The following is a 13,433-nucleotide window of genomic DNA, read 5'->3' as shown; positions in this document are numbered from 1 at the left end:
CGGCGGGGCTGTGGACGACGGGCCGGACCCTGTGGAGGACCTCCCCGCGGCCCCGGTGCGGACGGTCCGGGGCCGGTCGGTCACACCGGGTGCCCGCCGGGCCGCGGGCCCGTGCGTTCTCGGCCAGGAGCGCGTGACGGTGGGGCGACAGGTGTTGTCGGGGCCTGGGCAACACGCTTCAATGCGGAGGGACTCGGGGGCCCTGAAGCGCGGCGTACGGATGTGAGGACCGTTGCGCCACGACCGGGGGCGGGCGGCCTCGGTCGATCCGCGTCGAACGGTCTGACCAGCCGTCGGGAACTACACAGAAAGGCCCCCCGCATGCCGCACGCCACCCAGCACGCGGACGTCGCCACCGCGGAACTCGACTCGGCCCTGCGTGGTGGCCCCTTCCACGTCGCCCTGCGCGCCGCGATCGCCGCTCGCGGGCTGCCCCTGCAGCGCGTGCAGCACCATCTGTCGCGGCACGGGGTGAAGGTGGGCGTCACGAGTCTCAGCTACTGGCAGCAGGGCGCCAGGCGTCCGCAGCGCCCGGAGTCGCTGCGCGCCGTGCGGGCCCTGGAGGAGATACTCCAGCTGCCCGAGGAGTCCCTGATACGCCTGCTCGCCGAGGCCGACGAGGAGGCCGCGGACGGCCGGCCCGCGGCCCGCTCCTACCGCGCCCACGTGGCGGCCTCGGGGGTCCTGGCCCGGCTGCTGGCCGAGCTGGGCCAGCCGTCGCCGGACGGCGGGGTGCACACCCTCGGTCACCACGAACGCGTCCGGATCGGGGCACGCCGTGAGCTGGCCGGACACGAGTCGCACCACATCGTGCGCGCCCACCGCGACGGCGTCGACCGCTTCGTCGCCGTCCACCACGGCGACCCCGGGTGCGCTCCCGCGCGGATGGCCGTCCACGCGCTGGAGAACTGCCGCACGGGGCGGGTCCGCACCCACCACGACACCGGTGTGCTCGTGACCGAGCTGCTCTTCGACACGTATCTGCGCGCCGGGGACACCCACCTGTTCCGCTACGGCGTCGAGGACGGCACGGCGGGGGTCTCGCGCGAGTACGTCCGCGGGTTCGGTTCGACGGGCGGGCAGTACGCGCTCCAGGTGCGGTTCGACGCCGCGGCCCTGCCGGTGCGCTGCCACCGGTTCACGCAGCACTCGCCGGCCGCACCGCGCGGTGGCCGGCAGGAGCTGGCCCTCAGCGGCCGGCACCACTCGGTGCACCTCGTGGAGCCGCGCGTGCGCTCGGGGATGCTGGGCATCGGGTGGGACTGGGGCTGAGCGGGGCCCCGACCGCGGCCGGGGCCCGCCGGGTGCCGCACCCGCCGCGGAGCGGATCCTCGGAGCGGTTCAGCTGATCGGGCTCGCGACGATCCGGCCCTGCTTCACCTCGACCGACAGTGCGACGAGCGGCACGCTCGCCGGGGAACGCAGCACCTCGCCGGTCCGGGCGTCGAACTCGCTGCCGTGGCAGGGGCAGAGGAGTTTCGTCCCCTCCAGCTTGTTGATGGGGCACCCCGCGTGCGTGCAGACCGTGCTGAACGCCTTCAGGGAGCCGTCCTCGGCCCTGCTGACCACCACGTTCCCGTCCCGGTAGAGCTTGGTCGCGCCCTTGGCCACCTCGCTGTCCGCGCCGAGTTCCACGGGCGCGGTCGGCGTGGCCGCCGCGACGCCGTCGTTGCCCGGGGAGCAGGCGGCCAGACCGAGTCCGGCGACTGGCGTGAGGGCCGCCGAGCGCAGGACGGTGCGGCGGCTCGGGACGGGACGGCCGGGCATGGGTTCTCCACTGACGCTGGTCGGGGCAGAGGGCCGTGCGGGAAACGCGCGGGTCGTGCAGAGCGACGATATCCGGCACTCGCGGCCCTCCTGCGCGGTGGGTCGGGGGTGGGCCGGAGGTGGGTCGCGCGGGTGGGTCACCGGGCGGGTGCGGAGACCGGGGTGGAGGCGTGACGCAGGGACGTAAACGCTTGCGCAAGCGTTTACGTCCGCCTCTCGATGAGATACGGTCCCCGCCAGTACACCCGCGGGCCGCCGCGCCGCGGCACGTGGAAGGGGGCACGCCGATGGCGACCATGGCCGATGTCGCGCGCAGCGCCGGGGTCTCCGTGGCGACCGTCTCGCACGTCCTCAACGACACCCGCCCGGTGCTCCCGCACACTCGCCAGGCGGTGCTGGACGCCGTCGAGGAGCTGGGTTACACCCCGAACACCCTCGCCCGCTCCCTGGTGACCTCCCGCACCCGCTCCATCGGGCTCGCGGTGTCGGCGATCAGTAACCCGTACTTCACGGAGATCCTCCAGGGTGTCGAGGCCAGCGCCCTGGAACACGGCTACAGCCTGCTCATCGCCGACCCGCACGACGATCCCGGACACGAGCGCAAGGTTGTCCAACTGCTGCACGAACGGCGCGTGGACGGCATGATCGTCGCGCCCTCCGCGCAACCGCGCGCCCTCCTCGCCTACCTCGGACGCCACCGGGTGCCGGCCGTGTTCCTCGACCGGGCCGTCGACGTGCCCGAGGCAGAGGACGCCCCGCGCTTCGACCAGGTCTGCGCCGAGAGCGCCGAGCCGACGACACTGCTGGTCACCCATCTCGCCGGGCTCGGCCACCGCCGCATCGGCCTGGTCGCCGGCCGGCCGGGGCTCAGTACGACGCGCGAGCGGATCACCGGGTACCGGCACGGCCTCGCCGCAGCCGGGCTGCCCTACGACGAACGGCTGCTGGTGCACGGCGACTCCGAGGCGGCGGGCGGCGAACGGGCCGCGGCGGCCCTGCTGTCCCTCGCGGTGCCGCCCACCGCGCTGGTCACCGCCAACAACGCGATGACCATCGGCGCCCTGCGCGCGCTGCGGGAACGCCGTCTGTCCGTGCCCGGCGACCTCGCGCTGTGCTGCTTCGACGACTTCGCCTGGGCGGACCTCTTCTCGCCCCGGCTCACCGCCGTCGCCCAGCCCAGCCGGGACCTCGGCGCGCAGGCCGTCAGCCTGCTGCTGGAGCGCCTCGCCGCGCCGGACCGCCCCGCGCGGACCGTACGGCTGCCCTGCGCCTTCGTCCACCGCACCTCCTGCGGCTGCCCCGAGCAGTCCGATCCTACGAATGACCAGAGCAACCACCCCTGAAAGGTAGGACCCTCCCGTGATCGTCGTCGCCGGTGAGGCACTGATCGACCTCGTACCGCAGGGCACGGGTGCCCTGGCCGCGCTGCGGCCCGCGCTCGGCGGCGGCCCGTACAACACGGCCGTCGCGCTGGGCCGCCTCGGCTCCCCCGCCGCCTTCTGCTCCCGGGTGTCGTACGACGCCTTCGGCGAGGCGCTCCTCGACCGGCTGCGCGAGACCGGCGTGGATGTCTCGCCGGTGCGGCGCGGGGCCGAGCCGACGACGCTCGCCGTGGCCTCGCTCGGCCCGGACGGCTCGGCCGCGTACTCCTTCTACGTGGACGGGACGGCGGACCGGCTGTTCACGGTGCCCGCCGCGCTGCCGTCCGGCACCCGGGCCATCTCCTTCGGGACCTGCTCGCTGGTGCTCGAGCCGGGCGCGAGCGCGTACGAGGAACTGCTGCGCGAGACGGCCGCGCGGGGCGTGTTCACGGCGCTGGACCCGAACATCCGGGCCGGGCTGATCCCGGACCCGGACGCCTACCGGGCCCGCTTCAGGAGCTGGCTGCCGTCGGTGACGCTGCTGAAGCTGTCCGCCGAGGACGCCGAGTGGCTCGGCGGCACGCCCCGGGAGTGGCTGGCGGCGGGCCCGGCGGCGGTCGTGGTCACCCGGGGCGGTGCCGGGCTGACGGCGTACACCCGCGACGGGGGCGAGTACGCGGTGCCGGGCGAGCGGGTCGAGGTGGTGGACACGATCGGCGCGGGCGACACGGTGAACGCGGCGCTGCTGCACGGGCTCGCAGTGCGGGACGCCCTCGGCGAGGAGGCCGTTGCCGCGCTGGGGCCGGGCGGCTGGGCGGAGCTGCTGGGTTTCGCCGCCCGCGCGGCGGCGGTCACCTGCTCCCGCGCGGGCGCCGAGCCGCCGTACGCCCACGAAGTGTCCCTCTGACGGCGCCGGCCCCGGACCGGCCCGCGGTCAGCCCGCCGGCCGCACGGCCCGCAGGGCGCCTGGGCGGCGGCCGTTCAGCCGGTCCAGGGCGGCGGCCGTCGCGCCGTCCGCGGGAAGGTGTACGACGAGACGCTGCCCCTCCTCGGGGAGCGACAGCGTCTCGTGCAGCAGCCGCAGCGGTCCGGCCTCCGGGTGCTCGATGTACTGGGTCCCGACGCGCCGGACCGCCGCGCCGAGGTCGGCGAACCGGTCGGCGAAGGGCGCTCCCGCCGTCACCGTCAGTTCGTCGGCCAGCTCCTTGACGTAGGGGTCCCGCAGCGGAGCCTCGTGCCGGAGCTGGGCCACCAGATCGTCGGCCACGCGGTCCCAGTCGGGGTGGGCGGTGCGGGCGCGCTCGTCGGTGAACAGGTACCGCAGCAGGTTGGGCCGCTCGTCGTCGAGCAGCCCGATCGGGCCGGTCACCTGCGCGTAGCCGTCGGTGTGGGCGAGAACGTCGCCGATCCAGTTGAGCACCACGGCGGGGGTGGGCTCCAGCCGCTCCAGTACGGCCCGCACGGTGGGGCGCGCGCCACGGCCGAGCGGCGGGGCCGCCGCGCAGAGCAGCGGGTCGCCGCAGTCGGCCTCCTTGGTCAGGCGGCGCAGCAGCACCCGCTCCCGCAGCGACAGGTTCAGCGCGTCGGCGAGGGCACCGAGCACCTGGACGGACGGGTTGCGGTCGCGTCCCTGTTCCAGCCGGGTGAGGTACTCGACGCTGACGCCGGCGAGGGTGGCCAGTTCGGCGCGGCGCAGGCCGGGGGTACGGCGGCGCAGGCCGGTGGGGAGCCCCACCTCGGCCGGGGTCACGGACTCGCGCCGGGTCCGCAGGAACGTGCCCAACTCTTTGTCGCTCACGTCTGGAACGTACCAATGCGCGTGGCTGGAAGGGTGGCCCTGCGACTACCACGCTCGGCCCGGTCTCCCTTCGAGCGCGCGGCGCGCCCACAGTGGAAGGCATGACGAACGACACCGCCACCCCCGCCGCTCCCCTGCCGATCGCCCCAGGTCAGTGGGTGCTGGACCCCTTCCATTCCGCCGTGAACTTCACCATCCGCCACCTCGGGATCTCCAAGGTGCGGGGGCGCTTCAACGGCGTGCGGGCCGAACTGTCCGTCGGGGAGCGGATCGAGGACGTCCGGGTGACCGCGACGATCGACCTGGCCTCCGTCGACACCGGGAACACCGACCGGGACGCGCACGTACGCGCCTCCGACCTGCTCGACGTGGAGAAGCGGCCGACGATGGCCTTCCGCTCGACCCGGGTGTCGGGCGGGGGCGAGGACTGGGCCATGGAGGGCGAGCTGACGATCGGAGACGTGACCCGTCCGGTGACGCTGGCCGTGGAGTTCGGCGGTCTGGAGAGCGTGCCGACCGGCGGCGGCCGGCACGCCGGGTTCGAGGCGACGGGTGAGATCCGGCGCGGCGAGTTCGGCCTGGACTTCGCTCCCGGGCTGCTCGGAGAGGTCGTGAAGATCCAGCTCGACATGCAGTTCGTGGAGCCGGAGGGCGCCTGAGCGGGCGGGCCGCACCGACGGTTCGCCGGGTCCCACGGGGGTTGTCCGTGGGACCCGGCGCGTCGGCGTGTCCGTCGCGAGCACCGCGGGGTGGGCGTGGTTCACTCCGCCCGGTGCGGCTGCGGGTCAGGCCTTGCTCGTCCGCGTGGTCTTCTTCGCGGCGGGCTTGGCGGCCTTCTTGGCCGCGGTCGCCTTCGTGGCGGTCGACTTCGTGGCGGTCTTCTGCGCAGCGGACTTCTTCGCGGCCGTGCCGGTGGCCGTCCTCGTGGCGGTCTTCTTGGCGGTGGCCTTGGCCGCCACCGTCTTCGCCGCCTTGCGCGGGGCCTTCACCGGGGCGGCGTCGCTGATCCGGTCGGCGCCGAGGACATGTTGCAGGAACTTGCCGGTGTGGCTGGCGGGGACCCCGGCGACCTGCTCGGGCGTGCCCTCGGCGACCACCAGGCCACCGCCGGCGCCGCCCTCCGGGCCCATGTCGACGACCCAGTCGGCGGTCTTGATCACGTCGAGGTTGTGCTCGATGACGATGACCGTGTTGCCCTTGTCGACCAGTCCGCCCAGGACCGTCAGCAGCTTGCTGATGTCCTCGAAGTGCAGGCCGGTGGTCGGCTCGTCCAGGACGTAGACCGTGCGTCCGGTGGAACGGCGCTGCAACTCGCTGGCGAGCTTCACCCGCTGTGCCTCGCCGCCGGACAGGGTGGTCGCGGACTGGCCGAGCCTGACGTAGCCGAGGCCAACGTCCTTCAGCGTCTTCAGGTGCCGGGAGATGCCGGGGACCGCCTCGAAGAAGTCGGTCGCCTCCTCGATCGGCATGTTCAGCACGTCGGCGATGGACTTGCCCTTGTAGTGGACTTCCAGGGTCTCCCGGTTGTACCGGGCACCGTGGCAGACCTCGCACGGGACGTAAACGTCCGGGAGGAAGTTCATCTCGATCTTGATCGTGCCGTCGCCCGCGCAGTTCTCGCAGCGACCGCCCTTGACGTTGAAGGAGAACCGGCCGGGCAGGTAGCCGCGGACCTTCGCCTCCGTCGTCTCGGCGAACAGCTTGCGCACGTGGTCGAAGACGCCCGTGTACGTCGCCGGGTTGGACCGCGGGGTGCGGCCGATGGGCGACTGGTCGACGTGGACGACCTTGTCGACGAGGTCGTCGCCGTCCACGCGCGTGTGCCGGCCCGGAACATTCCGCGCGCCGTTCAGCTCGCGGGCCAGGTGGGTGTACAGGATGTCGTTGACCAGCGTGGACTTGCCGGAGCCGGAGACTCCGGTGACGGCCGTGAACACGCCGAGGGGGAAGGACACGTCGATGTCCTGGAGGTTGTTCTCCCGGGCGCCGTGCACGGTGAGCTGCCGGGACGGGTCGTGCGGCCGGCGGATGTCGGGCAGCGGGATGGCCTTCCTGCCGGACAGGTACAGGCCGGTCTGCGACTCGGTGTTGTCGAGCAGCTCCTTGAGGGAACCGCTGTGCACCACCTTGCCGCCGTGCTCGCCCGCGCCGGGGCCGATGTCGACGATCCAGTCGGCGACCTTGATGGTGTCCTCGTCGTGTTCGACGACGATGAGCGTGTTGCCCATGTCGCGGAGCCGGACGAGGGTCTCGATCAGCCGGTGGTTGTCGCGCTGGTGCAGACCGATGGACGGCTCGTCGAGGACGTAGAGCACGCCGACGAGTCCGGAACCGATCTGGGTGGCCAGGCGGATGCGCTGGGCCTCGCCGCCGGAGAGGGTGCCGGCCGCGCGGTTGAGCGAGAGGTAGTCCAGGCCGACGTCGACCAGGAAGCGCAGCCGTTCGTTGACCTCCTTCAGCACGCGCTCGGCGATCTTCTTGTCACGGGCGTTGAGCTTCAGCTCGCCCAGGAACTCCGCGCAGTCGCTGATGGACATCGCCGAGACCTCGGCGATCGACCTGCCCATGACGGTGACCGCGAGGACCAGTGGCTTCAGGCGGGTGCCTCCGCAGGTGGGGCAGGGCACCTCCCGCATGTAGCCCTCGAAGCGCTCCCGGCCGGCGTCGCTCTCGGCCTCTCGGTGCCGACGCTTGACGAAGGGGATCACGCCTTCGAAGGCCGTGGTGTAGCGGCGCTCGCGGCCGTAGCGGTTGCGGTAGCGGACCTCGACCTGGGTCTTGTGGCCGTACAGCAGGGCCTTCCGGGCGCGCAGCGGCAGGCCCGCGAAGGGGATGTCCGTCCGGAAGCCCAGGGCGTCCGCGAGGGCGCCGATGAGGCGGGCGAAGTAGTCCTTGGTGTGCCCGTGCGACCAGGGGTGGAGGGCGCCCTCGTCGAGGGACTTGTCCTCGTCGGGGACGATCAGCTCCGGGTCGACCTCCATGCGTGTGCCGATGCCGGAGCAGTCGGGGCAGGCGCCGAAGGGCGAGTTGAAGGAGAAGGAGCGGGGCTCCAGCTCCTCGAAGGACAGGTCGTCGTACGGGCAGTACAGGTGTTCCGAGTACATGCGCTCGCGCTCGGGGTCGTCCTCGGGGAGGTCGACGAAGTCGAGCACGACCATGCCGCCGGAGAGGCCGAGCGCGGTCTCCACGGAGTCGGTGAGGCGGCGCTTGGCGCTGTGCTCCTTCTGCCCGTCCCCGGCACGGCCCTTCACCGAGAGGCGGTCGACGACCACCTCGATGGTGTGCTTCTCCTGCTTCTTCAGCGTGGGCGGGCTGGAGAGCTGGATGGTCTCGCCGTCCACCCGCGCGCGGGAGTAGCCCTTGGTCTGGAGGTCGGAGAAGAGGTCGACGAACTCGCCCTTGCGCTCGCGCACCAGCGGCGACAGCACCTGGAAGCGGCTGCCCTCCGGCAGCTCCAGGACCTTGTCGACGATGGCCTGCGGCGACTGGCGCGAGATCGGACGGCCGCACTCGGGACAGTGCGGCTTGCCGATGCGGGCGAAGAGCAGGCGCAGGTAGTCGTAGACCTCGGTGATGGTGCCGACCGTGGAGCGCGGGTTGCGCGAGGTCGACTTCTGGTCGATGGAGACCGCCGGGGAGAGGCCCTCGATGAAGTCCACGTCCGGCTTGTCCATCTGGCCGAGGAACTGCCGGGCGTAGGAGGAGAGCGACTCCACGTAGCGCCGCTGGCCCTCGGCGAAGATGGTGTCGAAGGCCAGGGAGGACTTGCCCGACCCGGACAGACCCGTGAAGACGATGAGCGAGTCACGAGGCAGGTCGAGCGAGACGTTCTTCAGGTTGTGCTCGCGCGCGCCACGGACGATGAGACGGTCGGCCACGCCGGTCCGCACCTTTCTTGAGAGAAGTGACAGGGGCGGGGCCCCCGTCTTTCCCAGACTAGGGCGAGCCACTGACAACGCCGGTCGGATTCACCGGTTGTCAACAAACCCCGACTCCCCAGCATGCCCGACGCCGCCTTCGACCATATAGCACGTGCATTCGAATTGCGGCCGTCGTTCGCCACCTTCACCCGAAGGTGTGGCGGGTCTAGGGTCTGCGTCATGATTGATCACGCCCATGACCTGGCATCTGTACGGGACGCGACCGAACGAGTGCTCAACGCGGCCGGAAAACTGGACAACGCCTCCGTGACGCAGTCGTCACGGCTTCCCGGCTGGACCCTCGGTCACGTTCTCGCCCACCTGGCCCGCAACGCGGACGCACTCGTGAACGTCTTCCAGGACCGCCCCATGTACGCCTCCCCCCAGGCCCGCGACACCGACATCGAGCGGGACGCCGCGCGGCCCCTCGACACCCAGCTCGCCGACGTGCGCGAGAGCGCGGCCCGGTTCCAGGAGGCCGCGGCCGCGACCGCGGACTGGTCGCGCACGGTGCAGCTGCGCAACGGGGTCACCGACTCCGCGTCCCGGGTGCCGTTCCGGCGGTGGATCGAGGTGGAGCTGCACCACGTGGATCTGGGCATCGGGTACGAGCTGGAGGACCTTCCGGCGGAGTTCACCGAGCGGGAGACCGGCTTCCTCGCCGCCCGGTTCGCCGGGCACCCCGACGTGCCGCCCACCCGGCTCACGGACGGCACGCGCGCGTGGCGCACGGGCCGGGAGGCGAGCGAGCCCGGGGTGAGCGTCACCGGTGCCCCGGCCGACCTGCTCGGCTGGCTCGCCGGGCGTCGCAAGGGGGCCCGGCTGACGGTGGAGGGCGGCCCGCTGCCGACGCTGCCGCCGCTGTAGCCCGCCGACGACACCCCCTAGGCTGGCAGTCATGACGTACAGCGGAGAGGTGCGGGTCGGCGGCCCCGCCGACGTGCATGAACTCAAGGACCTGATGATCACCAAGGTCGCGGTCGGCCCGATGGACAACAACGCCTATCTGCTGCGCTGTCGGGCCACCGGCGAGCAACTGCTGATCGACGCCGCCAACGACGCGCACGCGCTGCTCGGCACGATCGGTGACGACGGCATCGCGTCCGTCGTCACCACCCACCGGCACGGCGACCACTGGCAGGCGCTGGCCGAGGTCGTCGCGGCCACCGGCGCCCGCACCCACGCCGGCCGGGACGACGCGGAGGCCATCCCCGTGCCGACCGACGTCCTGGTCGACGACGGCGACACGATCCGGGTGGGGCACGTGGAACTCACCGCGCGCCACCTGGTCGGTCACACGCCGGGCTCCATCGCCCTGGTGTACGACGACCCGCACGGGCATCCCCATGTGTTCACCGGGGACTGCCTCTTCCCGGGCGGTGTGGGCAACACCCACCAGGACCCGAAGGCGTTCGCGAGCCTCATCCACGACGTGGAGACCAAGATCTTCGCCGTGCTCCCGGACGAGACGTGGGTCTACCCCGGGCACGGCAACGACACCACGCTCGGCACGGAACGGCCGCACCTGCCCGAATGGCTCGCGCGCGGCTGGTGAGCGTCGTACGCGCCCCGTGCGGGGCGTTCACCCGCGCCGGTGGGCAGCGCACGCTCCCGGCCGGCGGCCCCGGCGCTCAGGTCCGGGCCTGTCCCGCCCCGGCCAGCACCGCGATCCGCTCCACGCCGAACACGTACCCCTGCACACCGCACCCGGCGATGACTCCGTCGGCGCGCCGCGAGACGTAGGAGTGGTGCCGGAACTCCTCCCGCCGGTGGATGTTGGAGATGTGGACCTCCACCACCGGCAGCCCGTCGCAGGCGTTGAGCGCGTCCAGGATGGCGACGGACGTGTGGGAGTAGGCGGCGGGGTTGATCACGACGCCGCAGTGGTTCAGCCGGGCCTCGTGGATCCAGTCGACCAGTTCTCCCTCGTGGTTGGACTGGCGGAAGTCCACCGTGCCGCCGTGCGCCGCCGCGGCCTTCACACACAGGGCCTCGACGTCGGCGAGGGTGTCGGAGCCGTAGATCTCCGGCTGGCGCTGCCCCAGCAGGTTCAGGTTGGGGCCGTTGAGGATCATGATCGGGGCATGGGCCAGACTGCGGGGCACGGTTCCTCCGGTCCGTTCGGGGCGCGGCGGCCCCTGCTCGACCGCTGCTCGGGTCCCGGTCTATCACGGTGCCGGGCGCGTGCGGTCACCGCGGGTGAATCGCGACGGCGCCGCCCGGCGGGACGGGCCGAGTACACCGGCTCCGGCCCTCTCGGGCGCCCGCGGCCTCGCCGCGTCGCGCCGGGGCGACGGCTCCACTCCGACGCTACGGATTGATGGCGAGTTCCAGGTACGCGGCGAGCAACACCAGGTGCACGCCGCCCTGCAACGGCGTGGCCCGGCCCGGCGCGACCGTCAGGGCGGCCACCACCACCGTCAGGGCGAGCAGCACCATGTGGGTGGGGCCGAGGCCGAGGACCAGCGGTCCGGAGAGCCACACGGAGGCCACGGCCACCGCGGGGATGGTCAGGCCGATGCTGGCCATCGCCGAGCCGAGCGCGAGGTTCAGGCTGGTCTGCACCCGGTCGCGGCGCGCGGAACGCACCGCGGCGATGGTCTCGGGGAGCAGGACCAGCAGGGCGATGACGACGCCGACGACGGCGTGGTGCAGCCCGGCCGCCTCCACGCCGCTCTCGATGGTCGGCGACACCCCTTTCGCCAGGCCGACGACGCCGATCAGGGACAGGGCCAGCAGCGACAGACTGATCAGTGCCGTGCGGGCGGAGGGTGCCTTGGCGTGGTGCTCGACACTGATCGCTTCGCCCTGCCGGGTGACCGGGAGGAAGTAGTCGCGGTGCCGCACCGTGAGGGTCGCGATGAACATGCCGTAGAGGACCAGCGAGGAGAGCGCGGCGAAGATCAGCTGGAAGGTGGAGAACTCCTGGCCTCGGGCGCTGGTGGTGAACGTCGGCAGCACCAGGCTGAGCGTGGCCAGGGTCGCGACCGTCGCGAGGGCGGCGCCGGTGCCCTCGGGGTTGAACACGGCGGTCCCGTGCCGCAGGGCGGCGACCAGGAGGCTGAGGCCGACGATGCCGTTGCAGGTGATCATCACGGCCGCGAAGACCGTGTCCCTGGCCAGGGTCGCGCTCCCCTCGCCGCCGTCCGCCATCAAGGTCACGATGAGCGCGACTTCGATGACCGTGACGGCGACGGCGAGGACCAGGGAGCCGAAGGGCTCCCCCACCCGGTGGGCGACCACCTCGGCATGGTGCACGGCGGCCAGGACGGACACCGCGAGGACGACGGTGAGCAGCGCGACGACCGCGCCGGGCAGATCGCGTCCCCAGGTGGCCGCCAGCAGCACGGCCGCGAACACGGGCGTGGCAGTCGTCCACTGTGTGAGGAGCACCCTGGGGCGAATGACCATGCGGAGATCGTCGCAGAGGGCGCCGGACGGCGCATCCCTCCTGGTCACGCCGGGGGCGGCGGACGGCTCTTCGCCGCTCGCCGCTCCCGGTGCCGGTCTCCGGCCCCCGGCCGGGGCCGGTACGCGGTCAGGTCCCGACGCTGTCCTTCGGGGCGTCGTCGCTCCCGGTGGCCGCCTCCGCCTCGGCCCGCTTCCTGGAGGCGCGGAGGCTGGTGAGCGTGGTGACGACGAGGACCGAGCAGATCACGCCGAGCGAGACCGGGATACCGATCTCGGGGACGTGGACGCCGGACTCGTGCAGGGCGTGCAGCACCAGCTTGACCCCGATGAAGCCCAGGACGACCGACAGGCCGTAGGAGAGGTGGACCAGCTTCCTCAGCAGGCCGCCGATGAGGAAGTACAGCTGGCGCAGCCCCATCAGGGCGAAGGCGTTGGCCGTGAACACGATGTACGGGTCCTGCGTGAGGCCGAAGATGGCCGGGATGGAGTCGAGCGCGAAGAGCACGTCGGTGGTGCCGATGGCGAGCATCACGACCAGCATCGGGGTCATGACCCGCTTGCCGTTCTCCTCGATCCACAGCTTGGTGCCGTGGTACCGGTCGGCGACCCCGAAGCGGCGCTCGGCGGCCTTGAGGAGCTTGTTCTCCTCGAACTCCTCGTCCTCTCCGTGCTGCCCGTCGGCCGCGCTCTTGCGGGCGTCCTGGACGAGCTTCCAGGCGGTCCAGATCAGGAACGCGCCGAAGAGGTAGAAGACCCACGAGAAGCTGGCGAGGATCGCGGCACCCGCGGCGATGAAGACGGCCCGGAGAACCAGGGCTATGAGGACACCGATGAGCAGCACCCGCTGCTGATACTGCGAGGGCACCGCGAACTTCGCCATGATCAGGACGAAGACGAAGAGATTGTCCACGCTCAGCGACTTCTCGGTGATGAAGCCCGCGAAGAACTCACCGGCGGTCTCACCGCCGCCGAAGAGGAGCAGACCGAGCCCGAAAAGGCCCGCCAGGGCGATCCAGACGGCCGTCCAGATCCCGGCTTCCTTGATGGATACGTCGTGCGGCTTGCGGCCGATGAAGAAATCGACGGCGATCAGGGCCGCGAGGCCCACGATGGTCAGGACCCACAGGGTCAGGGAAACTTCCACTGCGCCTCCGGCAGTACGTCACACGGCAGATG

Annotated in this window: 12 protein-coding genes; 6 read left to right on the top strand and 6 right to left on the bottom strand. The window is 72.1% G+C overall.

Annotated elements, in window-relative coordinates:
* Positions 1-321 precede the first annotated feature (321 nt).
* Positions 322-1,272 carry a hypothetical protein gene (locus tag AC4IHM_RS25225; RefSeq protein ID WP_490869286.1) on the top strand — a complete coding sequence of 317 codons (951 nt, stop codon included), beginning with the start codon at positions 322-324 and terminating at the stop codon, positions 1,270-1,272.
* A 69-nt stretch (positions 1,273-1,341) separates the two neighbouring features.
* On the opposite strand, the gene AC4IHM_RS25220 is transcribed toward AC4IHM_RS25225, so the two are convergent.
* Positions 1,342-1,767, bottom strand: a complete 426-nt coding sequence (locus AC4IHM_RS25220; RefSeq protein ID WP_490869285.1) for a Rieske (2Fe-2S) protein — start codon at positions 1,765-1,767, stop codon at positions 1,342-1,344.
* 287 nt (positions 1,768-2,054) lie between these two features.
* Between AC4IHM_RS25220 and AC4IHM_RS25215 the strand changes: the two genes are divergently transcribed.
* Positions 2,055-3,110, top strand: a complete 1,056-nt coding sequence (locus AC4IHM_RS25215; protein WP_490869284.1) for a LacI family DNA-binding transcriptional regulator — start codon at positions 2,055-2,057, stop codon at positions 3,108-3,110.
* A 16-nt stretch (positions 3,111-3,126) separates the two neighbouring features.
* Entirely contained in the window at positions 3,127-4,035 is a 909-nt protein-coding gene (locus AC4IHM_RS25210) for a carbohydrate kinase family protein (protein ID WP_490869283.1), read from the top strand.
* A 27-nt stretch (positions 4,036-4,062) separates the two neighbouring features.
* Here AC4IHM_RS25210 and AC4IHM_RS25205 read toward each other — a convergent pair whose 3' ends face one another.
* Complete coding sequence (locus tag AC4IHM_RS25205) at positions 4,063-4,926, bottom strand: helix-turn-helix domain-containing protein (protein ID WP_490869282.1); 864 nt, start codon at positions 4,924-4,926, stop codon at positions 4,063-4,065.
* A gap of 101 nt (positions 4,927-5,027) precedes the next feature.
* Here AC4IHM_RS25205 and AC4IHM_RS25200 point away from each other — a divergent pair, with 101 nt between their 5' ends.
* The gene (locus tag AC4IHM_RS25200; protein ID WP_490869281.1) at positions 5,028-5,585 is read left to right on the top strand and encodes a YceI family protein; all 558 of its coding nucleotides are present in this window, start codon (positions 5,028-5,030) and stop codon (positions 5,583-5,585) included.
* A gap of 126 nt (positions 5,586-5,711) precedes the next feature.
* Here AC4IHM_RS25200 and uvrA read toward each other — a convergent pair whose 3' ends face one another.
* Positions 5,712-8,804, bottom strand: coding sequence for an excinuclease ABC subunit UvrA (gene uvrA, locus AC4IHM_RS25195; RefSeq protein WP_490869280.1), 3,093 nt, complete (start codon positions 8,802-8,804; stop codon positions 5,712-5,714).
* Positions 8,805-9,026: 222 nt separating this feature from the next.
* Between uvrA and AC4IHM_RS25190 the strand changes: the two genes are divergently transcribed.
* Positions 9,027-9,713, top strand: coding sequence for a maleylpyruvate isomerase family mycothiol-dependent enzyme (locus AC4IHM_RS25190; RefSeq protein WP_490869279.1), 687 nt, complete (start codon positions 9,027-9,029; stop codon positions 9,711-9,713).
* A 31-nt stretch (positions 9,714-9,744) separates the two neighbouring features.
* Positions 9,745-10,401 carry an MBL fold metallo-hydrolase gene (locus AC4IHM_RS25185; protein ID WP_490869278.1) on the top strand — a complete coding sequence of 219 codons (657 nt, stop codon included), beginning with the start codon at positions 9,745-9,747 and terminating at the stop codon, positions 10,399-10,401.
* 76 nt (positions 10,402-10,477) lie between these two features.
* Here the strand turns inward: AC4IHM_RS25185 and aroQ are convergent, their stop codons facing one another.
* The 3 genes from aroQ to AC4IHM_RS25170 all read right to left on the bottom strand — a co-directional run bounded on the left by aroQ (position 10,478) and on the right by AC4IHM_RS25170 (position 13,401).
* Complete coding sequence (gene aroQ, locus AC4IHM_RS25180; protein ID WP_490869277.1) at positions 10,478-10,951, bottom strand: type II 3-dehydroquinate dehydratase; 474 nt, start codon at positions 10,949-10,951, stop codon at positions 10,478-10,480.
* Positions 10,952-11,156: 205 nt separating this feature from the next.
* Positions 11,157-12,257, bottom strand: a complete 1,101-nt coding sequence (locus tag AC4IHM_RS25175) for a calcium:cation antiporter (RefSeq protein ID WP_490869276.1) — start codon at positions 12,255-12,257, stop codon at positions 11,157-11,159.
* A 127-nt stretch (positions 12,258-12,384) separates the two neighbouring features.
* Entirely contained in the window at positions 12,385-13,401 is a 1,017-nt protein-coding gene (locus tag AC4IHM_RS25170) for a TerC family protein (RefSeq protein ID WP_490869275.1), read from the bottom strand.
* Between the last annotated feature and the right edge of the window lie 32 nt (positions 13,402-13,433).

This window comes from Streptomyces sp. SL06 (genome assembly GCF_058244745.1).
The sequence above is the reverse complement of the archived record's forward strand: the minus strand, read 5'-3'. Positions and strand labels throughout refer to the sequence as shown.

Coding starts and splice junctions, on each gene's coding strand:
- AC4IHM_RS25200 (WP_490869281.1), top strand. CDS start 5,028: ATGACGAACGACACCGCCACCCCCGCCGCTCCCCTGCCGATCGCCCCA.
- AC4IHM_RS25225 (WP_490869286.1), top strand. CDS start 322: ATGCCGCACGCCACCCAGCACGCGGACGTCGCCACCGCGGAACTCGAC.
- AC4IHM_RS25215 (WP_490869284.1), top strand. CDS start 2,055: ATGGCGACCATGGCCGATGTCGCGCGCAGCGCCGGGGTCTCCGTGGCG.
- AC4IHM_RS25185 (WP_490869278.1), top strand. CDS start 9,745: ATGACGTACAGCGGAGAGGTGCGGGTCGGCGGCCCCGCCGACGTGCAT.
- AC4IHM_RS25175 (WP_490869276.1), bottom strand. CDS start 12,257: ATGGTCATTCGCCCCAGGGTGCTCCTCACACAGTGGACGACTGCCACG.
- AC4IHM_RS25220 (WP_490869285.1), bottom strand. CDS start 1,767: ATGCCCGGCCGTCCCGTCCCGAGCCGCCGCACCGTCCTGCGCTCGGCG.
- AC4IHM_RS25190 (WP_490869279.1), top strand. CDS start 9,027: ATGATTGATCACGCCCATGACCTGGCATCTGTACGGGACGCGACCGAA.